We start from the raw sequence: 24,312 nt of genomic DNA, 5'->3' as shown, positions 1-24,312 counted from the left end.
ACCATTATTTGCTTCTTGGATGCGCATCTATATAAACCTTTTTAAGTTCCGCCAAACTATTATGAGTATAAACCTGAGTAGATGCCAAACTAGAATGCCCTAATAACTCTTTAACTGAATTCAAATCTGCCCCGTTATTTAATAAGTGAGTTGCAAAAGTATGACGAAGCACATGCGGACTTTTCTTCACCTTTTCAGAGACTCTACTAAAGTATGAATTTATTAAACGATAAACAAAAGATTCACTCAATTTTAATCCTTTTTTCGAAACAAAAAAATAATCCAAATCAACCACAACATCTAAACCACCCCTCTCCTTTATATAAACACTTATCTGATCCACTATAATAGGCAAAACAGGAATAATTCGCTCTTTATTTCTTTTTCCCAAAACCTTTATTGTTCTATTAGAAAGATCTACATTTTTAATCATCAAACCAATCAATTCCGCACGACGCATTCCCGTCATATAAAACATCTCAACAATAAGCTTATCACGAATCTCCTCAAAACCAACCGGATCAGAAATCACATTTAGCAAATCTTTCAATTCTTTTTCAGAAAAAGGAACCTGAACTATTTTTGGCGTTTTCAAAGCTTTATGCTTCAACATAGGACTCACATCAATTTGCTTCGTTTTTAAAAGAAACCTGTAAAAAGCCTTCAAAGAAGCCATTTTTCTATTTACAGACACATTAGAAACTCCTTGATCCACCAAGAAAACTATCCAACTTCTTATTTGCCCATAATTCACCTGATCAATATTCACCTGATCAAACGAAGCCTCATTAAAGCTTTCAAAAAAACAAATATCATTCAAATAAGCCGTAACCGTGTGAGCAGAATATTTTTTTTCCAACTGAAGATAATCCCGAAAAGCATCTTTATTCGACTTCATTACATTTCTTTTAAAAAGCAAACCTTATCTCAAAATTAAACATAAAAAAACCGTTAGCATCAAAATATTGACAACTAACGGTAATTTATTTTTAAAAAAGCTAATACTAACTTTCCAAACTATCTCTCAAGCCTTGGATGTAAGCCGCTTTTTGAATCTGTGCTCTTTTGATTACAGAAGGCTTAATAAAAGCAGTACGTGCTCTTAATTGACGAACAGTTCCTGTTTTATCAAATTTTCTTTTATAGCGCTTTAATGCTCTATCGATATTTTCTCCGTCTTTAATTGGTATAATTAACATAATATTGACACCTCCTCTCGTTAAGGCTGCAAAGGTAAAAATTAATAATAAACTACAAAATATAAATTGCTTTTTTTTAAAGAATTAAATTTAGCAAGCCAAAAGCATTACCAAACCCTATACCTAACTGCTCTTAAATCTTACACTCATTATTCTTTCAACAAATTTCTTGAAATAACTAGTTTTTGAATCTCAGTAGTTCCTTCACCTATAGTACAAAGTTTAGAGTCTCTATAAAACTTTTCTACAGGAAAATCTTTAGTATAGCCATAACCTCCATGAATTTGAACAGCATCATTTGCTACTTTTACACAAACCTCTGAAGCGTACATTTTCGCCATAGCGCCAGACGTTGTTACAGCCTTATGTTGCTGTTTCAAAAATGCAGCTTTATGCAACAACAGTTCGGAAGCTTCAATCTCTGTTGCCATATCCGCTAACTTAAACGAAATCCCTTGAAAATTACTAATAGGCTGACCAAACTGATATCTTTCCTTTGAATATTTCAATGCCGCTTCATAAGCTCCTTTTGCAATTCCTAATGATAGCGCTCCAATTGAAATTCTGCCTCCGTCAAGAATTTTCATAGCTTGCACGAACCCCTGACCAACTTCTCCTAATCGATTTGCATCGGGCACTCTGCAATTATCAAACACTAATTCAGCAGTTTCACTCGCGCGCATTCCTAATTTATTTTCTTTCTTTCCAGATGAAAATCCAGACATTCCTTTTTCAAAAACAAAAGCAGTCATTCCTTTTGAATCTCCTTTTTCTCCCGTACGAACTATCACAACCGCAACATCACCTGAGATACCATGCGTTATAAAATTCTTTGCTCCGTTAACAATCCAATGGTCACCATCTTTAACTGCAGTCGTATTCATACCACCAGCATCAGAACCTGTATTATGCTCTGTTAATCCCCACGCTCCAATATATTCTGCAGTAGCGAGCTTAGGTAGCCACTTCTTTTTTTGCTCTTCATTACCAAAGGTCAAAATATGATTAGTACATAATGAATTATGAGCGGCCACCGATAATCCAATTGAAGGATCAACTTTTGAGATTTCTTCTATAACTGTAATATATTCATGATATCCTAAACCAGACCCGCCAAATTCTTCAGGCACTAAGACTCCCATAAACCCCATTTCGCCTAATTTCTTAAAAAGTGAAATCGGAAAAATTTGAGCTTCATCCCACTCCATTATATTTGGTCTGATATTCTTTTCTGCAAAATCTTTGATTGATTGTGCTATCATTAATTGCGTTTCGTTATAATCAAAATTCATTTGGCTGTTTTTTAGAACTCCAAATATAACGCAATTATTTTTGCTTTTTCAACAGGAAAACCTTTAATTTTTGATAAATCCTCAATATTATTAAAATTTCCATTCATACTTCGATACGTCACAATTTGCTTTGCAAGTGCATATCTAAAATATGAAAACTGCGATAATTCCTTTAGAGAAGCATCATTTATTGCTATTTTTTTTGAATCCGAAGGCAAAACAACTTTAAAATGAGAATTGAGCTCTGCAACAACATCTGCCGAAAGCCCCCAAATTTCATTCATCTGTTCCATTGAAACAAAATAACCCACGATTTCTCTTTGTTTAATTATCCTTGCTGATAACGCTTCTCCGATTCCGTAGATTTTAATTAAATCTTCAGGAGAAGCCTGATTGATATCCAAAACTTTAATCACTTCCTTTTTAAAATCAGCTTTTTGTGCGTATTCTTTTTTCTCGCTTTTAAAATTCGATTTATTTTTAATCCAATCCGGAAATTTAAAAAAAGGAGAAATGGTAGCTAGTAAAGAATCTGACACTTTTGTAACCTCCTGAAATTCTTCTGCAGAATTAACAAATTTGTTCTCTTTTCGAAATTCCAGCAGCCTGTCCATTTCTTTTACTGACAAGCCTAATTTATACCCTTTATAATCAGAAATAAAATTAGGGTTAAAACTTTTTACTGTATGAGATTCATTCTTATGAATTAGTTTGGCCTCATTAATTTCATTCTGCAATGAAAGCCATTGTTCCTTATTAGAAAAGAAAGTTTCCTTCTGAGTAAAATCCACAAAAAAATAAATCAACTGCAGCATTATAATAATCAAAAATAGTATCAAAATCCCCGCTCGCTGTAATCTTGTAAACTTCAAATAAGCTTTAATATTTTTCCAATTCATTAGATACATAGATTATTAGATTTCATATCTCTAGTTAGACACGATAAAACTAAATATAAATTAACAGTAAAAATACTATAAAAATAAGAAATATATCAATTCTGAGCTATATAATCACGATACAATTAATTTGATGAATTTCAGCCTATAAAGAATCTCATTTTCAGATTTATTCAAAAATTTAAATATTTTGTAACTTAAAATATGATAATTGTTTTTATTTTTTACAAAAAACAATACATTTGGAGCTTAATAACAAATAAACCAATATTATAGTATGTCAATTTGGAAAACTAAACCTCTTTCGGTATTGCTTGGTGAAGCATCCGAATCTGAAAAAGGATTAAAAAGAACCTTATCTTCACGTTCGCTTGTTGCACTTGGAGTTGGAGCAATTATTGGAGCGGGACTATTTTCGCTAACAGGAATTGCAGCAGCTGATCACGCAGGCCCAGCCGTAACAATTTCTTTTATTTTAGCCGCTGTAGGTTGCGCATTTGCAGGTCTATGTTATGCTGAATTTGCTTCAATGATTCCGGTTGCCGGTAGTGCCTATACTTATTCTTATGCTACAATGGGAGAGTTTATGGCCTGGATTATAGGTTGGGATTTAGTTTTAGAATACGCTTTAGGAGCTGCGACTGTTGGAGTAAGTTGGTCTCGATATCTTCTTGAACTGCTTGCAAAATTTAATATACACCTTCCGCCGGACTTAATTTGTTCGCCTTGGGAAACCTTAACCTTAAGCAATGGTACGGTGATCGAAGGAGGAATTGTAAACCTTCCTGCAATATTCATCGTTTCATTATTATCTCTGTTATTGATAAAAGGTACTAAAGAATCTGCATCCTTAAACAATTTCTTAGTTGTAGTAAAAGTTGCAGTTGTACTTATCTTCATCGTACTTGGTTGGAAATTCATTGATCCTACTAATTATACACCATATATTCCTGAAAACACTGGTGTATTTGGAAAATTTGGATGGTCTGGAATTGCTGCGGGTGCTGGTACAGTATTTTTTGCCTTTATTGGTTTTGATGCTGTTTCGACTGCTGCTCAAGAGGCAAAAAATCCACAAAAAGGAATGCCAATTGGAATTTTAGGTTCGTTAGTTATCTGTACCTTATTATATGTATTGTTCTCTCACGTTATGACAGGACTTGTACCTTACTACAAATTTGCAGGAGATGCAAAACCGGCTGCTACAGCTTTTGCAGTTACTGGATATGACTTTTTACAAACAGGATTGATTATAGCTATTTTAGCTGGATATACTTCTGTAATATTAGTAATGCTTATGGGACAAAGCCGAGTATTCTACACAATGAGTAAAGACGGTTTACTACCTCCATTCTTTAGTGACATTCATGCAAAATTCCGTACTCCTTATAAAACTAACTTTTTCTTCCTTGTATTCGTAAGTTTATTTGCAGGTCTTGTACCGGTAAGTGATTTAGGACATATGGTAAGTATCGGTACATTATTAGCTTTCGTATTAGTTTGTATTGGAGTTATGGTTATGCGTAAGAAAATGCCGGATGCTCCAAGAGCTTTCAGAACTCCGTGGGTTCCTTTTGTTCCAGTTGCAGGAATAGTTATTTGTTTGGCTTTGATGTATTCTTTACCAAACGAAAGCTGGGCGAGACTAGTAATTTGGATGGCTTTGGGTATTCTTATCTATTTTATTTACGGTAAGAAAAACAGTAAATTAAACAATCCGGAAAAATAATTTCGTGAAAACATAAAATAAAAAAGGATCAGCAGTTCAAAACTACTGATCCTTTTTTTATGCCTTTTGTTTATTTATAAATCAAATACCGAACTACGTTTCGCACGAACTAAATCCTTTAGTCGAATCCAAAAAGCTAAAGTAAGATATACTCCAAATCCTAAACCAACTGTTACGAAAGATATATAGATAAAAAACAACCTGACGCTGGTTACACGCATTCCCAATTTATCAGCCAATCTTGACGAAACATGAAAACCATATTTTTCGAAAAAGAACTTCAATTTTAAAATAGCAGACATCTTATATTTTTTAGATTAAGACAAAAATACAAATTATCTATTATTTTTAAGCAATTCGACACCAATAGCGCATTGCAAACACTTTTTTTGATTACAATACTCATTTTTTAATTCAAGTAAAGTTTGACTCTCAAAAGCATTTTTTGGCTTTAAGCCGAAGGAAATAAATTTATCTACTATAGCATTTTTCTCAGAAGCAACTTCTTTCATAAAATCTATTAAATCTTCAGCGATTATTTCTCCGTTTATATTAGAATACGCAAACTGAAGTGGAATTATAGTATTTACAATTATTAGATCTATGAAAGTTTTAGATAACAATTTTGGCTTTTTTAAACTTTCCTTATCAAACTGATAATGATTCTGCCAATACAAACTGGATGAAACAGAAAGTACATTATAAACACTTTCAACTGATTTTAAACGAATAATTTTTGAGAATAAATTTTGATGTTTGTAGTATACTGCCGCCAACTGCGAAAGCCTAATAGTGGGAAAATTATCAGGCCGATGCTTAAAAAACTGAACTGGACTAACGATAGGCTTCTCAATTTGATATTTATGTAAAAGATAAAAAAACCTGAATTTTAAATCCTCAAAATAGACATCTTCTTTTTCGTTGTCAAGTAAACCGGATACTCCAAAAAACAAAGCTTCAAGATTTTCGATCTCAAAACTTTCTTTTCTGATGATGGTAAATGGAAGCGCTTTAGCGATTTGCAAAAAGGTCTCACCATTTGTATTCAATCCGAAGTTTTTGGCTAAGAGACAAAACAAAACGGCTTCCCAATCATTGTTTGTTTCTTCAAGCAAATCATATATAAATTTTGATTTACGCTCTAAACGCTCAAAAAAAGTCGCTCCTGCCAGTTTTTGAAAGTAAAATCATCAATTTCAAGAATTTGCTTTTCGCAAAATATCCACGATTTCGAAGTCATCAGAGATTGATAATTAGAGACAACTTCAGAAGTAACATAATCTTTCAAAACTAAAACAGGAATTTCAGTATTGTTTTCTCTGAATATTTCTGTGTCATGCTCCCACACAACATGCAATATAACATTATCGTATGCAACATCTGTTTCGTGGTTATGCAAATACCAATCTGATGATTTTAAATGAATTTCAACATTTCCAGCCCATTTTTGACTTCCAATTTTGATATGGGCGTTAAAGAAATCCGGTCCTGAAAACCCAAGATAATCACCCGTTTTAAGAATAGTTATTACCTCTTTCTGAGTTGTTCGCAAATTCAAATTATCAAATTTTCTGAATTGCCAGAGGTAATGAAGAAAGTCTTCTTTCATTTTAGATTTTATAAAAAATTACAAATCTAAAATAATATAAAAATTTAATATTTTTCTTACAATTTGAAAAATTATTACTTTAGCGAAGCATATATAATTTAGCACAAGCCCGAGCATCCGACAAGGCTTCATGATGGTTTAATTTTATATTCATTTCGCGACAGCAATCGCTTAATTTTGTAGGCTTTATTCCTTTTGCTTTATATATCTTAACCGTACATTCCCATTTTGGTGCAATATTTAAATCATCGTAATTTAAACCGTACAACAACATTGATTTAACTAAAACATTACGATCAAAACTTTCGTTATGCGCTACTACAACCCTATTTTTTAACCTTTTTTCTATTTCAGGAAAAACTTGAGCAAAGGATTTCGCATTTACAGTATCACGCGGATAAATTCCGTGTACCTGAATCGTAAAGGGATTATAAATATTATTTGGCGGTTTAATTAAAGTAACAAATTCATCTGTTATAATTCCGTTTTCGACAGTAACAATCCCAACAGAACATGGGTGATAACTCGTTGCCGTTTCAAAATCGATTGCTGTAAAATTCATGTAGAAGCTTCTTTACAAATAAAATCCAGAAGCCCAAATTCGAATCAGACTTCTGGATAATACTATTCTTTTAATTTTTATTTTATAGAGCCAATAATATCGTATTTCGTAATAATATGATGGCTACCGTTTCCTAAATCTATTAAGACAGCGTCATTTTCTTTACTGAAAAGTCTAGAAACCTCTTCTATTGGAGTTCCCAATTTAACAATTGGAAATGGTTTACTCATCACTTCCTTAATTGGTTTTTCGGCAACATTTTTATCGGCAACATAACTTCTAAAAAGGTCTGTTTCATCCACAGAACCAACAAATCCATTTATGTCGACAACAGGAATCTGAGAAATTTTATACTTACGCATGCGCTCAATTGCGTGCGATACTAATTCTTCTGTGCGAACTACAATTAGTTCTTTATCAATATGATCTTTAATAACATCTTCTGCTTTTGTAACGTTTTCTTCAAGAAATCCGCGTTCACGCATCCAATCATCATTAAACATTTTTCCAACGTATCTACTTCCAGAATCATGAAATAAAACCACTACAACATCGTCTGGTTTAAAATGCTCTTTTAACTGAAGCAAACCTTTAATACAAGCTCCTGCTGAGTTTCCAACAAAAATTCCTTCTTCAAGAGCAATCTTTCTCGTATATACTGCAGCATCTTTATCGGTTACTTTTGTAAAACCATCAATTAAAGAGAAGTCAACATTTTTTGGCAAAATATCTTCTCCAATTCCTTCAGTGATATAAGAATAGATTTCATTTTCATCAAAAATGCCAGTTTCGTGGTATTTCTTAAAAACAGAACCATAAGTATCAATACCCCAGATTTTAATGTTCGGATTTTTTTCTTTCAAATACTTCCCGACACCTGAAATTGTTCCTCCGGTTCCTACTCCAACAACAAAATGCGTAATTTTTCCTTCTGTCTGTTTCCAGATTTCCGGTCCCGTTTGTTCGTAATGAGCCAATGAGTTTGACAAATTATCATATTGATTTACATACCATGAATTTGGTGTTTCTTGTGCCAGTCTTTTGGAAACTGAATAATAAGAACGTGGATCTGTAGGCTCAACATCTGTTGGACAAACTACTACTTTGGCACCCACAGCACGCAAAATATCCATTTTCTCTTTTGATTGTTTATCTGAGATTACGCAAATCAATTTGTATCCTTTTACGATAGCTACAAGCGCCAATCCCATTCCGGTGTTTCCGGAAGTTCCTTCAATAATAGTTCCACCAGGTTTTAATCGACCGTCAGCTTCTGCGTCTTCAATCATCTTTACGGCCATTCTGTCTTTTACAGAATTTCCAGGATTAAAAGTTTCGACTTTTGCTAATACTAACGCATCAATTTCAGCAACAATTTTATTGAGCTTTACTAGTGGCGTATTCCCTATTGTTTCTAAAATATTTTTTGAAAAGTCCATTTTATTAAATTATTTATTTGGTTTGAAGTGAAATCAGAACCTAATCTTATTGGAAGAAATTCCAAACCAAACCAAATCGGATAATAAAATCACGATATGGATTATTAGGCGCTGAGTAGTAATTATTTTGCGAAAAAGAGGCATTAAAATGCTCTGCTTTTAAATAAAATCTTGTTTGACGAATTCTTGCATTCACAAAAAAATCAAAATTAGCATAATTACCAATTTCTTTTGTGCTCTGTACAAAAAACTCTCCAATAACCGGATTATAGGCGTTACCGTAATACTTAGTAAAATAATTAAAAGTAATACCAGTTTGCATAAACAATGCTTTCTTAAAAAAGTAACTAGAGTAATAAAGTGTGTTTCGTGTTACAAAATCAGGCACATTTAAAACAAATTCAGATTGATCTACTTTTTGATATAAAAGTGTATTATCCAAAGCAAATCTTCCAAATTTAAACTCTCTGCTAGCTTTAATAGAAAAATAATTTATTGCATTTTCGTATTGCGCCGGATTTATGATTTGTGTATTTACAGCTGCTTGCTCAGGACTCGAAACATCTGCAAAATACAAATGGTCATTTAACACCGAATATTGTGCTTCTGCATTCAACCATGGTGTAAAAATATTAGCACTAAGTTGATTTATTTTTTCGTTTTTAAAATTATGTGACCAATTGTACGAAATGTAACTACTCTGATATAAATTATAATTATTATTCGGAAGCTTGTTTATATTTCTGTATCTGAAATCAAACTGAATTTTCTCATTCAAATTATACCTCAACTTCGCATCTAAATCTGAAAGTGACTGATTTGTAATTGATCTGGTATATAAAAAGCGACCATTCCATTTGTTCTTCTGATATTCGTACTGACCACCAACATTATTGATTTCCTGATACAAATTGTCAGGAATAATTGTGCCATCTTTTTTTATGATAACTCTGTCGTATTTATAATTTGATCGGTAATCATCAATAAAAAAATTAAACTTTCCGAGTAATATATTTTCATAAGCAAGACCAACTTTGTTGTATAATTTTTCAAAACGAGTCTTATCATTAATATTGCTGGTTACATAAGCATCACCAAAACGTTCAACAGAAGTTGTTCCTACAACCGAAAGTAAAGTTGGCTGTTTGTACTCATAAAACTTTCCTTCATAATTAAACTGATGCGTTAAATACAAATTATTGCTTCCTCCTTTTGGATTTATTCTAAAAGCATGATCGATAAAGAATCGTCTTCCTTTCAACATCGATTCTGCATCTGTAAGGAACACCTGCAAACGCTGGCGGTTTTTGTAATCAGCATTATTGCTTTCAAAATCAGAAGGAGTGGTGATACCACCATTTTCTTCATTCATAATGTCCTGATACGTTACGTGGGCATTTAAAATATATCTTTTATTTGTTGTAGCATAACTCGTTGTAAATCTAAAATTTCCTGCACTCACGAGTTGATTTATATAATCACCTTCTGAACGCAATCCTCTATATGCAATCGAGAAATTAAGATTCTTGGATGTGTTTAAAGTAATAAAAGAATCTACGTTCTGACCTTTGTTAATCGTCGTATTAAAAAACAGCTCTGTTAACGGAGTCGCTACCGAATAATATCTGATATCTTCAGGTTGCATATAATCAAAATGCTTTCCAGCAAAACCAATTTCAGGATAAGGCGAAAAACTGGTCAAACCGTAGTGCAATGTATTATAAGTTTGCCCAATATTTGAGAACTCCAAAAGCCCAAAATTATCTTTTCTAAGATAGTTTTGTTTGTAAGCACTTTTTATCGTTAATGAGGTGTCTGCATATATGGTATCATGTTCTAAGGTGATAATCTGATACTGATCAATCTTAGCAATTTTAGCTTTTTTCTTTTTCAGTGTATCGTTTATACTTGAATATTTGGTATTCATGTCTAAATTATTTTTAGAAGCGGTTTTTTCCTGCGAAAACAATAAGGTTGGTACGACTAAAAGATATAGAAAAATGAATATTCTCATTTGATGGCTTTGTATAAAATTATTTTGACAAAATTTGCTAAGCAAAGGTAAATTATAAAAACAAATAAATAAAAAAACACTTCAATTTATACAATTGCCTTGGCTGACAGTATCAAAACGAATATTTTTGTTGAAAATTTCAATTGATTGGTCTTTTAAAAATAAAAAAATGCTCGAAAAAAATTTCTCAGGATTTATATTGGAAACCGGAACCGACGAAGCTGGCCGCGGATGTCTGGCTGGTCCGGTAACAGCCGCAGCTATAATTTTGCCCGATCATTTTGAAAACCAAACGCTGAATGACAGTAAACAATTGTCTGAAAAAACCAGAGCACTTTTAAGGCCAATTATCGAAAAAGAAGCTTTATGTTTTGCTGTCACTCATTTATTTCCAGATGAAATAGACGAAATAAACATCTTAAATGCTTCTATGAAAGGGATGCAGGAATGTATTTTAAAATTAAAACATACTCCTGAATTTATTATCGTCGACGGAAATCGCGCCTTAAATGCAAAGCTAGGTCTTAAAAATACTTTTGGAAAACAGTTTACTTCTGATGAAATTTCATTGCTAAAATCAATTCCAAATCAAAGCATTATAAAAGGTGACGGAAAATACCTGAGTATTGCCGCGGCTTCTGTTTTAGCAAAAACATATCGTGACGAATACATGGATCAGATTCATGAAGAATTTCCAATGTACAATTGGAAAAAAAACAAAGGTTATCCGACTAAAGAACATCGGGAAGCGATAAAAAAATACGGAACCACAAAATATCACCGTATGAGTTTCAGGCTTTTACCGGAACAATTGACATTAGATTTTTTCGAATAACAAAAACGACCTGTATTGCAGGTCGTTTTTTGATTATTTAAAGAGTTAAATAGCGTTTATTTTTTGCTTTTTAAAAATTCAGCGAATTGTTTTGTATCGAAATAAAAAGCTCTGATCGCAGTAATTTTTCCGTTCTTAAGATCGAAATGTTCTGAGATTGGCACTGAAAGGTTTTTGCCTGATTTTTTGGCTTTACAATTTATTGTAAAATAAATAATCACCTCATTTTTAGAAGCGTCGCTAAAATAAGTTGGTTCTTTTTCGATTTGAAGATCAAAAAATTCAGTCGATTTTGCAAACATTTTTGTCCACTCTGCAAAACCTACGTAAGTACCGCCATAAGGCAGTCCTGTCGCTTGATTATAAACTGCACCTTCTTCTATCAATTTTGCCATGCTATCAAAATCTCTGGTTTTAAACAGACATTCATAATATTTTGCCACGACTTTATAATTCTCCGTCTCGATGTTTTTTAAAATATCAGAATCAGATGGCGTAACTTCTCTATCCCAAAAACCAATAATCTTACTTACTTGTCCCTTTCCGTTTAAACGGGCAAAATCGCGACCAGACATTACCAATTTACTAGTACCATCAAGAATTTTCCAATCCCAGGTTACATAATTATCTTTTACAACTTTCGCTCCCGATGTCAATACGGCATCCGGGTATTTTTTGTAAAACTCGTTGATTACATTGTTAAGCGCCACCGAACCTTTAATTGAAGCCGAAGGATCTTCAAAAGTGCTATCTTCCAACCAAATTGATTTAATCAATTTTAATCGGACGTCGCTGTTTTTTTCCTGCCATACTTTTTCGTAAGCTGTAATTGGATATAATTTATCTTTCTTTTGTGCAAAAAGACCGTTAAGCATAAAGAGAAAGTAGATGAAGTAGATTTTTCTCATAAGGAATTTGGAGATTTGATTAAACTTTACTTGCGATGCTTTCAAATTTAGCATAAATACTTTACCAAATTACATAAGTTCTATAATTTACTATCCTTTCAAAATCTTAACTTTTACAAAATGCTTTTCTTTTTTTTGAATCACTTTTTAGAAAAAAAACTGCTTTTTATTTAAACATTCAAAGATCATTTAGAGATTCACAAGAGAATGTCTTGCTTTTAAATGATTGAAATTTTATGTAAAGAAATTAAAAAAACCGCTTCAAATTTCTTTGAAACGGTTTATATATTAAACGATTATTTAAACAAATTCAGCTTCAAACAGCTGAGTCAAATGTTTAAGTATTTTTGCTTTTACTTCTTCTTCATCTACTTTTTCAACGCCAAGTTCAACGTTTAAAGAAGTAACGCCTTTACCGCGAATTCCACACGGAATAATATTATCAAAATACCCTAAATCTACATTGACATTTAACGCAAAACCATGCATCGTAACCCAACGGGAAGCACGAACACCCATCGCACATATTTTGCGCGCAAACGGAGTTCCGACACCAAGCCAAACACCAGTTTCGCCTTCACTTCTGCCCGATTCTAATCCGTATTCTGCTAAAGTCAGGATGATAGATTCTTCTAAAAAACGCAGGTATTTATGAATATCCGTAAAGAAATTTTCTAAATCCAGAATAGGATAACCTACAATTTGTCCCGGGCCATGATAAGTAATATCACCACCACGATTGATTTTATAAAAAGTAGCTCCTTTTGCTTCGAGCTGTTTTTCGTTCAATAATAAGTTTTCCAGATCTCCGCTTTTCCCCAGCGTATATACATGCGGATGCTCAACAAATAATAAATAATTTGGAGTTGGCAAATCTAGTTCTTCTCTTCTGTTTTTGATTTTTAGATCTACAATATCCTTAAAAAGTTCTTCCTGATATTCCCAAGTCGATTTGTAATCTCTGTTTCCCAGATCCTGAAGTTGAATTTTTTTATTCATTTTAATTATTTTTCAAACTCAACATCGAAGTTAAGTTTGTCCGGATTCTCCATATAATCCGTAAAAGTGTACTGAATTGTAATTGATTTTCGATCGTCACTGAATAAAGCATTCGGATTTGATACCTTTTTTATTTTTTTAGGAAAATGATATTTTATAACATAATTTGATGAAGCAAACATCATTTTAGACATATCTGCAGCAGAATCTTTTTTGACCTCAGCTAGTTTTTCTTTATCAATTACTGCTTTTCTTGTAAATTTCTTTCCGTCATAAGTATAACTTAATTTGCTATTGTTGTTTCCAAAACCACTTCCCATTGGCCCAACATTGGCACTGCCTTCTAATTTTTGAAGTGCACTTGCTGTTTGCAGAATATCCTGAAGCTCGTTTACATTTTTAAAATCGGTTGCCATTGTCATCAAAAATTGTTTTTTCTCTGCGCTCATTTTAGTGGTGACCACAAAATTCTCTAGTTTTTTCAATTCTTTTTGAGCTTCTGGACTCATTTTAGCAATACTGTCCTTTTTCTCTTCAAATAGTTGTTTGAAAGTAAAAGTAGAATCAATGTCTTTTTTTGCGTCAGCTCCCATTTGGCTTCCTATTTGGTCGCCCGCCATTTCCATTAATGCTGAACCATCCATGTCTACAGAGAATTTCCCTGTTCCGTTTTCATTGATAGTAATATTTTCGGTAAAAGTACAGCTCGTTAAAGTTGCAATTAAAAAAGAGAAACTAAGTAGTTTATATAATTTCATAAGAGTACAATTTTTCATCAAAGATACGAAGTCTATTTTTATTTTTTAAGATGCTGAGATCCTATCCCGATAACTATCGGGACCGAGATACTAAGTTTCTCTCAAATGACAGTAAATGCTTTTATTCCAGAATTATTTCCAGATTTGTTCCTTCAGGATTGTGTAAGCAATCTGAAAGTTGAAACTCTAAGGTTAAAGATTTTCTATCAGAACTTATTATTGCTTTTGAATTGGAAACTGATTTTATCTTTTTTGGAAAATTATATTTCAACGTGTAGGATTGCACCATTTTATATTTAGAATATATTTTTTCTGTTTCTTCCATTTCTTTTACATCCTTGGCAAATTTTTCCTGGTCTGTTATTACAAAATATCGTTTAAAAACAATACCGTCAAAAGTGTATTTTACCTGATAGCTTTTTCTCCAAATTGGATAATTTTCTTTCAATGAATTTGCCAACATTAGGCTTTCATAAACATTAGGTATTTCCTCAATTTTTTTAAAATCAAGAGAGGTTTTATTAAAATTTTCCATTTGAACAGGATCGAGTTTAATTTGCATTTTCACATTTGCATGGCTTGTAAATAAAGCCTGATCTGCTTTACTAAACTTTACAAAAGTTTCCTGATACTGTTTAATGTAATCCTGAAAAGTAAAAGTTGTATCTCTAAATTTTTCATCAAAATTTTGTCTTCCTAACTGGCTTAAACTATTTTCATCCCGAAGGCTGTACACTTCAATATTTCCGCTTCCATCTGGGTTTATGGTAATGGTTTCTGTTGTTTGACAACTTACAAGGAGAATTAAAAAAAGAAAGGCTGATAGTTTTGACATTTTTTAAAGTTCTGAGGTTCTGAGTTGCTAAGATACTAAGTTCTTGAAATAATTTCTTACAGGAAAATATTTTATCCATCTGTTTCTAATGAAGAAAGATTACTTTAAAACTTAGATGCGCCCCAACTCAAACTTCTTCTGAAAACAAAAAACTCTAATCTAGCCCCGATAGAAGTGGTATCCTTTTTCTCCCTTCTTTAGGGAGGAAAAGATACAAGCGGATAGCGGGACAAAACTTCCTTGAAACCCAATAAATTGGTGCTACAAAAAATCTAAAATCTGCATTCTAAAATCTGCATTCTTTTCTTTATCTTTGCACACTTAAAAAAAGAGCACAAAATGGCATTATCAGAACAAGAAATCATCAGAAGAGAAAAACTTCAAAACTTACGCAACTTAGGAATCAATCCTTATCCGGCTAATCTTTTTCCTGTAAATCATACTTCGAAGCAGATAAAGGAAACTTTCGAAGAAGGCAAGAAGGTTATCGTTGCGGGTCGTTTGATGAGTGTTCGTGATCAGGGTAAAGCTTGTTTTGCTGAATTACAAGACAGCGAAGGACGTATTCAATTATACGTAAATCGTGATGTTTTGTGTGAAGGTGACGATAAAACTTTATATAATCAAGTATTCAAAAAACTAACTGATTTAGGAGATTTTATTGGTATTGAAGGTGAATTGTTTACTACACAAGTTGGTGCAAAATGTATTCGTGTGAGCGGTTTTACTTTCTTGAGTAAAACATTACGCCCGCTTCCGTTGCCAAAAGTGGATGAAGAAGGAAATGTACACGATGCGTTTAATGATGCTGAATTGCGTTACAGAATGCGTTATGTAGATTTAACTGTAAATCCACAAGTTAAAGAAACTTTCATCAAACGTACTAAATTGTTTACTGCAATGCGTGGTTATTTTAACGACGCTGGATATCTTGAAGTTGATACTCCGGTTTTACAGTCAATTCCTGGTGGTGCTTCGGCACGACCATTTATTACGCACCATAACTCGCTTGATATTCCGCTTTACATGCGTATTGCGAATGAATTATACTTAAAAAGATTAATTGTTGGCGGATTTGAAGGTGTTTATGAGTTCTCAAGAAACTTCCGTAACGAAGGTATGGACAGAACGCATAATCCTGAATTTACTGCAATGGAAATATATGTAGCTTATAAAGACTACAACTGGATGATGGAATTTGCTGAAGGCTTGCTTGAGCATTGTGCAATTGCTGTTAACGGAACTAGCGAAGTTACTTTTGGCGAGCACAAAATCAACTTTAAAGCGCCTTACGCTCGTGTTACAATGACAGATTCTATCAAACATTTTACTGGTTTTGACATTTCTGGAAAAACGGAAGAAGAATTGTTTGAAGCTGCAAGAGGAATGGGAATCGAGGTTGATAAAACAATGGGTAAAGGAAAATTGATTGATGAGATTTTTGGAGCGAAATGCGAAGGAAATTATATTCAGCCAACTTTTATTACTGATTATCCTAAAGAAATGTCTCCGCTTTGTAAAGAGCACCGCGACAATCCAGACTTAACAGAGCGTTTTGAATTAATGGTTTGTGGTAAAGAAATCGCAAATGCATATTCTGAATTAAATGATCCAATTGACCAAAGAGAGCGTTTTGAAGATCAAATGCGTTTGGCTGCAAAAGGTGATGATGAAGCAAACGGAATTATCGACGAAGATTTCTTAAGAGCGCTTGAATACGGTATGCCTCCTACTTCTGGAATGGGAATTGGAATGGATCGTTTGATTATGTATCTAACAAATAATGCTTCTATTCAGGAAGTTTTATTGTTCCCGCAAATGCGTCCGGAGAAAAAACAATTAATCGAATTAACTGATGAAGAGAAATTTATTATCGATTTATTGAAAGGAAATGATAATAAAATGGATCTTCAGCAATTAAAAATTACTGCTAACTTAAGCGGTAAAAAATGGGACGCGTCTATGAAAAACCTATCTAAACACGGTTTGACTAAGGTTGCTGTTGAAGGTGAATTCAAATTTGTGGAATTGGTGGGGTAGTTTTTTAGAAATTCCAATTTTGGAAATTCCAAATTCCAATTTGATTCTAAAATATTCAAATCTGACAGGCCTTAAAATCTGTTTAGCAAAAAAACTAATAAAGGAATTCTTAAAAAGAATTCCTTTATTAGTTTTACAAAATATAATTCTCTGTTTAAAATGTTTCAAAACACCCTTTTTCTAATTGCTTCCGTAGCATTTTTTGTTTGTTATATTTTTTATCTTCTACAAATGTTTGATATAAATAATGCAGAAGAAAGAAAACAGAAAATATTTAACTTATTAAAAATTAAGTTTGAAGGACTTTATGAAAACAATCTAGGTTTCTTTGAATATTCTGTAAACAATAAAAATATCTTGTTTGAATACAAAACTTATAGATACAAAACTGTTACAAATATTTTAAAGGTCTATCTTGACATTTCAATTGTAGAAGAAGACATTAAAAAACTTTGCAAAATTCATTTTAACTGCGCAAATATTGATAATAGAGATTGGGTAGAAATGGAAGTAGATGTATTTTTTGATACATTAAATAATTTGGTAAAATATTCTAATAAAACTGTTTCCAAGATAATTTACGAAACTGATATTTATATTTCCGAGAAAAGAGCAGAACGAAATAAAAAATAAAGATGAAAAATTCAGAAATTTATTCAGTAAGTGAATACGAAATAGATATCATCAAGAAAAGCGAAGAAGATATAAAATACGGAAGAGTTATTTCTCAGGAAGATTTAGATAAAGAAGACCTAGAATGGCTTTCTGAAATTTAATTTCAAACCCGACAGGTTTTTAAAAACCTGTCGGGTTTTATTTTATAAACAACTTGATTAAAAAGAATACTTCTCCAATGTCTTCCCATTAACATCCAAAACCTTTGTACTTTCTTTTGGGACATCACCTTTTAAAACTTCCTGAACAGAAGGATTAGAAGGATATTTTCCGTTTTTCATTTTCAATAAGTGAAATTTACCTCCACTTTCAAATATAAGATCATAGAATTTTTCAGTAGATGAAGTTGTTACATAAATTGGATAATCGGTTACGGAAAAACGATTGATTACGCTTCCATCGTTATTTAAAATATAACCCGAACAGCCTCCGCTTCCGCAGAAATAGGAATTAGAAAATCCTACCAAATATTCGTCTTTTTGATCATTGTTCAAATCAAAAGCTTCATAATAAAAATAGCGATCTTCTTTTGTCAACGCGGGTAAATCCTTCTCCAATAAAACCAGCAATTGTTTTCGGATTAATTCTACTGCTTTATCATCTTTTTCAGAAACTTTACTTAAATCTGCTGTTCCTCCCATTGTTTTAGATAATGTATCCTGAACAATCGTTTTGATAATATTTTTTTTCTCCGTTTTATTTTGACATGACGATATTGCCAAAATTCCAATCAGTATTAAAATTTTACCTTTCATAATTTGATTTTTTAGATTAATATTTTCTAAACTAATAATGCAGCTTTATTTTCAATATCATTTTGCTCCAATAATGATTTGATATTATTAAAAGTCACCAATGCAATCTGCGTTAAAGCTTCGTTGGTGAAAAAAGCCTGATGCGCGGTTACCAAAACATTCGGAAAACTCATTAAACGCTGAATCGCGTCGTCCTGAATAATATCGGCAGATAAATCTCTGAAAAACAACTTTTCTTCCTGTTCGTAAACATCAATTCCTAAGTAACCAATTTTACCTTCTTTTAAGCCTTCAATAACACTTGAAGTTTCAATTAAACCGCCACGACTTGTATTGATTATCATAATATGTTCTTTCATCAAAGCAATCGAATCATTGTTGATTATATGCTTGGTTTGCTGATTTAACGGACAATGAAGCGAAATAATATCACTCGATTTAAATATCTCTTCTAAACCAACAAAAGAGACACCGTCTTTTATCATTTCAGCGTTTTCGACAATATCATAAGCCAAAACTTTACATCCAAAACCTAAGGCAATTTTAGCAAAGGCTTTTCCAATATTTCCGGTTCCAATAATTCCGATTGTTTTTCCGAATAAATCAAAACCTAATAAACCATTTAATGAGAAATTTTGTTCTCTAACTCTGTTATATGCTTTATGTGTTTTTCTGTTTAAAGTCAAAATCATTGCCATTGCATGTTCGGCAACTGCTTGCGGAGAATAAGCCGGAACACGACAAACTCTAATATTATATTTTTTAGCCGCTTCTAAATCGACATTGTTAAAGCCGGCACAACGCAAAGCAATTATTTTTACATTCTTTTCAGCCAACTGTTTAATCACTGCTTCATTTACAATATCATTCACAAACACACATACTATTGAGGCATTTTCGATTAAAATTGAAGTTTGTAAGTTTAGCTGCGTTTCAAAATAATCCAATTCGAAACCAAAGTCGCTGTTGTATTTATTAAAAAAAGCTTTGTCGTAAGGTTGTGTCGAGAAAAAAGCTATTTTGCTTGTATTTAATGTGATATTGGTGCTCATAAATTTTCTAAGTGCTTAAACGATTAATAGTTTAAAAATACGCATTTAATTTTATACTATTAGTCTTATCAGAAACGTTTTAATGAATTATGAATCAATTTGTTAAATAAAATATAATTCTGCGAATTAAATTAAACCTAATGAATTTGATAAAGTCTAATCGATATAACAATTAAAAAACTTAATCATGAAAAAATTATTTATCGCAGCTTTGTTATTTGTTGGAATAGCATCTTTTGCACAAGAAACAGATCAAAAAACGCCACGTGATCAACGAGAAAGATTGACTCCGGAACAACGTAGCGAAAAACAACTAAAAAAACTAACATCCGAATTAAATCTGGATGCCAATCAACAAACGCAAGTAAAACAACTTTTGGCCGACAGAAATGCTAAAGCAGAAAAATTGAGAGAAGCCCGCAATGCCAAAAAAGAAAGCGGTACAAAACCAACAGCTGCAGAAAGAGAAGCCTTTAAAAAAGAAATGTTAGCCGAAAAAGATGCAAACGATGCTAAAATGAAATCGATCCTGAATGCTGACCAGTACACTAAATGGAAAAAAATACAGGAAGAGAACAAAGACAAAGCAAAAGAAAAAATGAGAGAATACCGCAAAGAAAGCAACTAATTTGTTTTCATAAAAAAAGAGGCTTTACAGGCCTCTTTTTCTTTTCATTACTCTTATTTAATAGGATTTAAAATCAAATCAATTCGTTTGATACAATCTTCATAATGGTATTTTGTTTCTGTATTTACTGCTGTTATTTTTGCTATTGCAAGTGATTTTTTCAATGTATTTAATTCACCGCGAACCAAAGCTCTCAAGTCAGACTGTGCAACATTATAATACGTTGCCGATTTATCTGTAGGTTTAATTTCTTCGGTCATTAAATAACCCATTCGATCAATATAAGCTCTTTGCAAGTTTCTTCTGTAAATCGTTACGTTTGATACTGTTGCAGTTTCTTTCCAGATTCCTTTTCGCAAATCTTTAAAGAAATCCAGCGCTTTATAGGTATCTGATCCAAGAATTTCATTATCCATCAATCTTCCGATGCGTCCTAAACTCAGCAAATTATTCAAATGTCTTACCTGAATATTTCGAAACATTTCGGTATAACCTGCATAATCAGTATTTTTCAATGTATTCGTATTAACAATCCAGGTTGGAGAAACAAAAGCATTGGTTTGAAGCCAGTTCATTGCTTCAACTTGTTTTGCTTTTGGAACTACTTCATAAACATTTCCTTGCTGATTAGGATTTTTTGTGTTTTCATAAACCCCACCAACATTAGTTACAACATGTCCGACATATCTTCCCCAAACATCTAACAACTCTTTGTATAATTCAGCTAAGTCGCTATAATCATTTGTTACCTTACTCGTCCAGTCGCTTAAATTTTTTGCTACAAATTCCAAATTTTTAAGTCCGTACGTACTGGCTTTCATGGCATCATTTCCAATGTCTTCTGTCTGTGAAGAAGGATCAAAGGTACTGCTCTGTTTTCCAAATTTATAAATTGGATTTCCGGCTTTATCCAGAATCCATTTATCCAAAGTTGTTTTTTCAGCTTCAGCTGATTTTGCATTCGGAATTACTCTATATCCCCAGTTTAACGCATAATGATCGTATGGTCCCATTTTGCGAACAAAGCGAATATTTTGATCACCTGGTTGTGCGATGTAATTAAATCGGGCATAATCCATAATACTGGCAGAAATCCCGTTTTCCTGAGTAAAAGACCCATTTCTGTAACTTTCAACATCATAAGAGCAGCTCGCTCCCATATTGTGCGGAAAACCTAACGCATGTCCCACTTCATGTGCAATTACCATTCGCATCATTTCTCCCATTTCTTCATCGCTGGTCTGTAAAGTTCTCGCGGAAGGATTTGCTGCTCCGGTTTCTAATAAATATCGATTTCTATACGAACGCAAATGATTGTGGTACCAGATTACATCACTTTCGATAATTTCTCCTGTTCTTGGATCTGAAACGCTTGGTCCAACTGCATTTCTGGTCGTGCTTGCCACATAACGAATTACAGAATAGCGAATATCTTCCGGACTAAAATCTGGATCTTCTTCTTTTGTTGGCGCATCTTTTGCAATAATGGCGTTCTTAAATCCGGCAGTTTCAAAAGGTTTCTGCCATTCTTCAATTCCGAGTTTAATATATTTCCTCAACTTTTCCGGAGTTGCAGGATCTAAATAATACACAATTGGTTTTATTGGTTCAACCAGTTCTCCTCTTGCATACGCTTCAGGATCTTTTGGTTCTAATCTCCAACGACGAATATAGGTTTTAAGATCCGATTTTAATTCGTTACTTCCATAATCGTACTGACTTACAGTAAACCAACCCACACGCGGATCTGCTAATCTTGGTTGCATTGGAATTTCAGGCAATAGAATCATCGACTGATTCATCTGAATGCTAATCGATTCCGTATCTTCCAACATTGACGGCTTTGATGCATTGTAAGTCATATCCTGAATGACTTCAATATTCATCGGAAAACTTTTGATTGTATTGATAAAACTTCTAGAATCATCTAAACCTTTTACTTTATAAGTCTCACGCATTTCTGCTGAAATTCCGCTTATTGCCTTAACATCTGTACTGTAAAATTTGGTTACATCGATTACCGTATTGGCCGAATCTTTACTGAATGCCACAATATCAAAAGCAAATAATGTAGGTTCGTAATTGTTTGATTTAACTGAAATACTAATCGGCAAAGTGTCATTTGCAACCGAATTATATGATTTTGATTTGATCAGAATCTTATCCTGAAAACGCTGCCAAACCACCAATTGTTCATTAGTTTCGGATCCAGCATTTACATAACCACCGCCTAAATTAGAAGGCAATTTTGCTAACCTGCTCACCAAAAGCATGTCTTTATTTAAATATTTATTTGGGATTTCGAAGTAATATTTTTTGTCTACTTTATGAACTGTAAAAAGTCCTTCATCAGATACAGCTTCTTTTGTAATTACTTTGCTGTATTCTTTAATAGTTGGTTCTGATTTTTTTTCTGACGAAGAAGTTGGAGCTGGAGTTTCTCCTTTTTTCTTTTTCGACTGTGCAAAGTGATTGGTAGGAAATAGCGCAAAGGCAACTATCGTAAATAAAATGAAAAATTTCTTCATTTATTGTAGGTTTAATGGTTATTTGACAAACAAAAATAATTTTTGATTACAATAACACAACACAATGAGCGCTTATTAACTTTTTATTAACTACAAAATGGGCACAAAAAAATCCGGTTTTTTTAAGAACCGGACTTTTATATTTGAATTTATAACTTAGAATGTTTTCGAAACTTTATCAATCGCATTAATTGTAAAATCTAAATCTTCATACGTTAATGCATCTGTAATAAACCACGTTTCATAAGCAGATGGTGCGATATAAACACCTTCCTGAAGCAATCCGTGGAAGAATTTTTTAAACGTTTCATTATCACCTTTTGCTGCGGTTTGAAAATCGGTAACCGGATTTGCATCAAAGTGAACAGAAATCATAGAACCTACTCTATTGATGGTGAAAACAACATTATTTGCTTTCAAAACCCTATCAATTCCTGCTTCTAAATAAGTTGTTTTTTCTTCTAAACGAGTAAATATTTCTCTATCTGAATCAAGCGCTTTTAGCATTGCCAAACCTGCCGCCATTGCTAACGGATTTCCAGATAATGTTCCTGCCTGATAAACTGGTCCAAGAGGCGCTAAATAATTCATGATTTCTTCGCGTGCGGCAAAAGCCCCAACTGGAAGTCCACCACCAATTACTTTTCCGAAAGTCACGATATCAGCATCAATTCCATATAATTCCTGAACTCCTCCGCGTGCCAAACGGAAACCTGTCATTACCTCATCAAAAATCAATAAGATTCCGTTTGCTGTACACAATTCTCTTAAACCTTCAAGAAAACCTTTTGCAGGCGGAATACAACCCATATTTCCTGCAACTGCTTCGATGATAATCGCAGCAATTTCTCCTTTATTAGCTTCTACAAGTGTTTTTACGTTTTCTAAATCATTGTATTTTGCTAATAAAGTATCTTTTGCAGTTCCTTCAGTAACTCCTGGACTATTTGGAGATCCAAAAGTTACGGCACCACTTCCTGCCTGAATCAAAAATGAATCAGAATGTCCGTGGTAACAACCTGCAAATTTTACAATTTTATCTCTTTTTGTAAAACCACGAGCCAGACGAATTGCACTCATACAAGCTTCTGTCCCAGAATTTACAAAACGTATTTTATCAATATTAGGAACCATTGAAACAGCCAAAGCTGCAATTTCTGTTTCCAGTTCTGTTGGCATTCCAAACGAAGTTCCCAATTTTGCTTTTTCGATCACAGCATCAACAACGGGCTGATATGCATGACCTAAAACCATTGGTCCCCAAGAGTTGATATAGTCGATTAATTTATTTCCGTCTTCATCGTATAAATAAGCACCTTTAGCGCTTTTTACAAAAATTGGAGTTCCGCCAACGGCTTTAAATGCTCTAACTGGTGAATTTACTCCCCCCGGAATTACTTTTTCTGCTTCAGCAAAAAGCTGACTACTTCTTTTGTATAACATTTTTTATTTTAGATTTTAGAGTTCAGTCCCGATAGCTATCGGGATAGATTTAAACTGAAAACTTATTTTGAATTTTTAAATCAACATCAAAGCGAGACTGAAAACTGTCACTG

General features: G+C 33.0%; 22 protein-coding genes and 1 pseudogene. 6 read left to right on the top strand and 17 right to left on the bottom strand.

The window, feature by feature from the left end:
• Nucleotides 1-4 precede the first annotated feature (4 nt).
• The 4 genes from BD847_RS17860 to BD847_RS17845 all read right to left on the bottom strand — a co-directional run bounded on the left by BD847_RS17860 (nt 5) and on the right by BD847_RS17845 (nt 3,390).
• Complete coding sequence (locus BD847_RS17860) at nt 5-898, bottom strand: tyrosine-type recombinase/integrase (RefSeq protein WP_115889622.1); 894 nt, start codon at nt 896-898, stop codon at nt 5-7.
• Between the two features lie 106 nt (nt 899-1,004).
• Nucleotides 1,005-1,199 carry a 30S ribosomal protein S21 gene (rpsU, locus tag BD847_RS17855; RefSeq protein WP_115889621.1) on the bottom strand — a complete coding sequence of 65 codons (195 nt, stop codon included), beginning with the start codon at nt 1,197-1,199 and terminating at the stop codon, nt 1,005-1,007.
• Nucleotides 1,200-1,348: 149 nt separating this feature from the next.
• Nucleotides 1,349-2,491, bottom strand: coding sequence for an acyl-CoA dehydrogenase family protein (locus BD847_RS17850; protein ID WP_115889620.1), 1,143 nt, complete (start codon nt 2,489-2,491; stop codon nt 1,349-1,351).
• Nucleotides 2,492-2,502: 11 nt separating this feature from the next.
• The gene (locus BD847_RS17845) at nt 2,503-3,390 is read right to left on the bottom strand and encodes a ComEA family DNA-binding protein (protein ID WP_115889680.1); all 888 of its coding nucleotides are present in this window, start codon (nt 3,388-3,390) and stop codon (nt 2,503-2,505) included.
• Nucleotides 3,391-3,667: 277 nt separating this feature from the next.
• On the opposite strand from BD847_RS17845, the gene BD847_RS17840 reads away from it, so the two are divergent.
• On the top strand, nt 3,668-5,119 hold the full coding sequence (locus BD847_RS17840; protein ID WP_115889619.1) for an amino acid permease: 1,452 nt from the start codon (nt 3,668-3,670) through the stop codon (nt 5,117-5,119).
• A 74-nt stretch (nt 5,120-5,193) separates the two neighbouring features.
• Here the strand turns inward: BD847_RS17840 and BD847_RS17835 are convergent, their stop codons facing one another.
• From BD847_RS17835 to BD847_RS17815, 5 genes and pseudogenes are all read right to left on the bottom strand, one after another.
• The gene (locus BD847_RS17835; RefSeq protein WP_115889618.1) at nt 5,194-5,421 is read right to left on the bottom strand and encodes a PspC domain-containing protein; all 228 of its coding nucleotides are present in this window, start codon (nt 5,419-5,421) and stop codon (nt 5,194-5,196) included.
• A gap of 33 nt (nt 5,422-5,454) precedes the next feature.
• A pseudogene (locus BD847_RS17830) lies at nt 5,455-6,728 on the bottom strand (DUF2851 family protein).
• Between the two features lie 79 nt (nt 6,729-6,807).
• Nucleotides 6,808-7,290 carry a 3'-5' exonuclease gene (locus tag BD847_RS17825; protein WP_115889617.1) on the bottom strand — a complete coding sequence of 161 codons (483 nt, stop codon included), beginning with the start codon at nt 7,288-7,290 and terminating at the stop codon, nt 6,808-6,810.
• 77 nt (nt 7,291-7,367) lie between these two features.
• Nucleotides 7,368-8,729, bottom strand: a complete 1,362-nt coding sequence (locus BD847_RS17820; RefSeq protein WP_115889616.1) for a pyridoxal-phosphate dependent enzyme — start codon at nt 8,727-8,729, stop codon at nt 7,368-7,370.
• Between the two features lie 46 nt (nt 8,730-8,775).
• The gene (locus BD847_RS17815) at nt 8,776-10,743 is read right to left on the bottom strand and encodes a putative porin (protein ID WP_115889615.1); all 1,968 of its coding nucleotides are present in this window, start codon (nt 10,741-10,743) and stop codon (nt 8,776-8,778) included.
• A gap of 169 nt (nt 10,744-10,912) precedes the next feature.
• Here BD847_RS17815 and BD847_RS17810 point away from each other — a divergent pair, with 169 nt between their 5' ends.
• Nucleotides 10,913-11,578: a ribonuclease HII gene (locus BD847_RS17810; RefSeq protein ID WP_115889679.1), complete on the top strand. Its 666-nt coding sequence runs from the start codon at nt 10,913-10,915 to the stop codon at nt 11,576-11,578.
• A 56-nt stretch (nt 11,579-11,634) separates the two neighbouring features.
• Here BD847_RS17810 and BD847_RS17805 read toward each other — a convergent pair whose 3' ends face one another.
• The 4 genes from BD847_RS17805 to BD847_RS17790 all read right to left on the bottom strand — a co-directional run bounded on the left by BD847_RS17805 (nt 11,635) and on the right by BD847_RS17790 (nt 15,078).
• Nucleotides 11,635-12,486: a nuclear transport factor 2 family protein gene (locus BD847_RS17805; RefSeq protein ID WP_167443883.1), complete on the bottom strand. Its 852-nt coding sequence runs from the start codon at nt 12,484-12,486 to the stop codon at nt 11,635-11,637.
• Nucleotides 12,487-12,786: 300 nt separating this feature from the next.
• Nucleotides 12,787-13,485: a lipoyl(octanoyl) transferase LipB gene (gene lipB, locus BD847_RS17800; RefSeq protein ID WP_115889613.1), complete on the bottom strand. Its 699-nt coding sequence runs from the start codon at nt 13,483-13,485 to the stop codon at nt 12,787-12,789.
• 5 nt (nt 13,486-13,490) lie between these two features.
• Nucleotides 13,491-14,243, bottom strand: coding sequence for a hypothetical protein (locus BD847_RS17795; RefSeq protein ID WP_115889612.1), 753 nt, complete (start codon nt 14,241-14,243; stop codon nt 13,491-13,493).
• A gap of 121 nt (nt 14,244-14,364) precedes the next feature.
• The gene (locus BD847_RS17790; RefSeq protein ID WP_115889611.1) at nt 14,365-15,078 is read right to left on the bottom strand and encodes a hypothetical protein; all 714 of its coding nucleotides are present in this window, start codon (nt 15,076-15,078) and stop codon (nt 14,365-14,367) included.
• 339 nt (nt 15,079-15,417) lie between these two features.
• Between BD847_RS17790 and lysS the strand changes: the two genes are divergently transcribed.
• The 3 genes from lysS (at nt 15,418) to BD847_RS20870 (ending at nt 17,894) form a co-directional block, all read left to right on the top strand.
• Nucleotides 15,418-17,118: a lysine--tRNA ligase gene (gene lysS / locus BD847_RS17785; protein ID WP_115889610.1), complete on the top strand. Its 1,701-nt coding sequence runs from the start codon at nt 15,418-15,420 to the stop codon at nt 17,116-17,118.
• A 231-nt stretch (nt 17,119-17,349) separates the two neighbouring features.
• Nucleotides 17,350-17,751 (top strand): hypothetical protein, encoded by a 402-nt coding sequence (locus BD847_RS17780; RefSeq protein WP_115889609.1) that lies wholly within the window; start codon nt 17,350-17,352, stop codon nt 17,749-17,751.
• 2 nt (nt 17,752-17,753) lie between these two features.
• Nucleotides 17,754-17,894 (top strand): hypothetical protein, encoded by a 141-nt coding sequence (locus BD847_RS20870; protein ID WP_167443882.1) that lies wholly within the window; start codon nt 17,754-17,756, stop codon nt 17,892-17,894.
• A gap of 57 nt (nt 17,895-17,951) precedes the next feature.
• Here the strand turns inward: BD847_RS20870 and BD847_RS17775 are convergent, their stop codons facing one another.
• On the bottom strand, nt 17,952-18,548 hold the full coding sequence (locus BD847_RS17775) for a hypothetical protein (RefSeq protein ID WP_115889608.1): 597 nt from the start codon (nt 18,546-18,548) through the stop codon (nt 17,952-17,954).
• A 26-nt stretch (nt 18,549-18,574) separates the two neighbouring features.
• Nucleotides 18,575-19,600 carry a 2-hydroxyacid dehydrogenase gene (locus BD847_RS17770; protein WP_115889607.1) on the bottom strand — a complete coding sequence of 342 codons (1,026 nt, stop codon included), beginning with the start codon at nt 19,598-19,600 and terminating at the stop codon, nt 18,575-18,577.
• A gap of 187 nt (nt 19,601-19,787) precedes the next feature.
• Here BD847_RS17770 and BD847_RS17765 point away from each other — a divergent pair, with 187 nt between their 5' ends.
• On the top strand, nt 19,788-20,228 hold the full coding sequence (locus BD847_RS17765) for a hypothetical protein (protein WP_115889606.1): 441 nt from the start codon (nt 19,788-19,790) through the stop codon (nt 20,226-20,228).
• A 53-nt stretch (nt 20,229-20,281) separates the two neighbouring features.
• On the opposite strand, the gene BD847_RS17760 is transcribed toward BD847_RS17765, so the two are convergent.
• Both BD847_RS17760 and hemL read right to left on the bottom strand, forming a co-directional pair.
• Complete coding sequence (locus BD847_RS17760) at nt 20,282-22,756, bottom strand: zinc-dependent metalloprotease (protein ID WP_115889605.1); 2,475 nt, start codon at nt 22,754-22,756, stop codon at nt 20,282-20,284.
• 156 nt (nt 22,757-22,912) lie between these two features.
• Nucleotides 22,913-24,199: a glutamate-1-semialdehyde 2,1-aminomutase gene (gene hemL / locus BD847_RS17755; protein WP_115889604.1), complete on the bottom strand. Its 1,287-nt coding sequence runs from the start codon at nt 24,197-24,199 to the stop codon at nt 22,913-22,915.
• Nucleotides 24,200-24,312 lie beyond the last annotated feature (113 nt).

This window comes from Flavobacterium cutihirudinis (genome assembly GCF_003385895.1).
Lineage (GTDB): Bacteria > Bacteroidota > Bacteroidia > Flavobacteriales > Flavobacteriaceae > Flavobacterium > Flavobacterium cutihirudinis.
The sequence above is the reverse complement of the archived record's forward strand: the minus strand, read 5'-3'. Positions and strand labels throughout refer to the sequence as shown.

Bases quoted from the DNA above. Each gene is read 5' to 3' on its own strand.
- lysS (WP_115889610.1), top strand. From the start codon at position 15,418: ATGGCATTATCAGAACAAGAAATCATCAGAAGAGAAAAACTTCAAAAC.
- lipB (WP_115889613.1), bottom strand. From the start codon at position 13,485: ATGAATAAAAAAATTCAACTTCAGGATCTGGGAAACAGAGATTACAAA.
- BD847_RS17850 (WP_115889620.1), bottom strand. From the start codon at position 2,491: ATGAATTTTGATTATAACGAAACGCAATTAATGATAGCACAATCAATC.
- BD847_RS17840 (WP_115889619.1), top strand. From the start codon at position 3,668: ATGTCAATTTGGAAAACTAAACCTCTTTCGGTATTGCTTGGTGAAGCA.
- BD847_RS17770 (WP_115889607.1), bottom strand. From the start codon at position 19,600: ATGAGCACCAATATCACATTAAATACAAGCAAAATAGCTTTTTTCTCG.
- BD847_RS17835 (WP_115889618.1), bottom strand. From the start codon at position 5,421: ATGTCTGCTATTTTAAAATTGAAGTTCTTTTTCGAAAAATATGGTTTT.
- BD847_RS17775 (WP_115889608.1), bottom strand. From the start codon at position 18,548: ATGAAAGGTAAAATTTTAATACTGATTGGAATTTTGGCAATATCGTCA.
- BD847_RS17810 (WP_115889679.1), top strand. From the start codon at position 10,913: ATGCTCGAAAAAAATTTCTCAGGATTTATATTGGAAACCGGAACCGAC.
- BD847_RS17825 (WP_115889617.1), bottom strand. From the start codon at position 7,290: ATGAATTTTACAGCAATCGATTTTGAAACGGCAACGAGTTATCACCCA.
- BD847_RS17815 (WP_115889615.1), bottom strand. From the start codon at position 10,743: ATGAGAATATTCATTTTTCTATATCTTTTAGTCGTACCAACCTTATTG.
- BD847_RS17805 (WP_167443883.1), bottom strand. From the start codon at position 12,486: ATGAGAAAAATCTACTTCATCTACTTTCTCTTTATGCTTAACGGTCTT.
- BD847_RS17765 (WP_115889606.1), top strand. From the start codon at position 19,788: ATGAAAAAATTATTTATCGCAGCTTTGTTATTTGTTGGAATAGCATCT.
- rpsU (WP_115889621.1), bottom strand. From the start codon at position 1,199: ATGTTAATTATACCAATTAAAGACGGAGAAAATATCGATAGAGCATTA.
- BD847_RS17790 (WP_115889611.1), bottom strand. From the start codon at position 15,078: ATGTCAAAACTATCAGCCTTTCTTTTTTTAATTCTCCTTGTAAGTTGT.
- BD847_RS17860 (WP_115889622.1), bottom strand. From the start codon at position 898: ATGAAGTCGAATAAAGATGCTTTTCGGGATTATCTTCAGTTGGAAAAA.
- BD847_RS20870 (WP_167443882.1), top strand. From the start codon at position 17,754: ATGAAAAATTCAGAAATTTATTCAGTAAGTGAATACGAAATAGATATC.
- BD847_RS17760 (WP_115889605.1), bottom strand. From the start codon at position 22,756: ATGAAGAAATTTTTCATTTTATTTACGATAGTTGCCTTTGCGCTATTT.
- BD847_RS17845 (WP_115889680.1), bottom strand. From the start codon at position 3,390: ATGAATTGGAAAAATATTAAAGCTTATTTGAAGTTTACAAGATTACAG.
- BD847_RS17780 (WP_115889609.1), top strand. From the start codon at position 17,350: ATGTTTGATATAAATAATGCAGAAGAAAGAAAACAGAAAATATTTAAC.
- hemL (WP_115889604.1), bottom strand. From the start codon at position 24,199: ATGTTATACAAAAGAAGTAGTCAGCTTTTTGCTGAAGCAGAAAAAGTA.
- BD847_RS17820 (WP_115889616.1), bottom strand. From the start codon at position 8,729: ATGGACTTTTCAAAAAATATTTTAGAAACAATAGGGAATACGCCACTA.
- BD847_RS17795 (WP_115889612.1), bottom strand. From the start codon at position 14,243: ATGAAATTATATAAACTACTTAGTTTCTCTTTTTTAATTGCAACTTTA.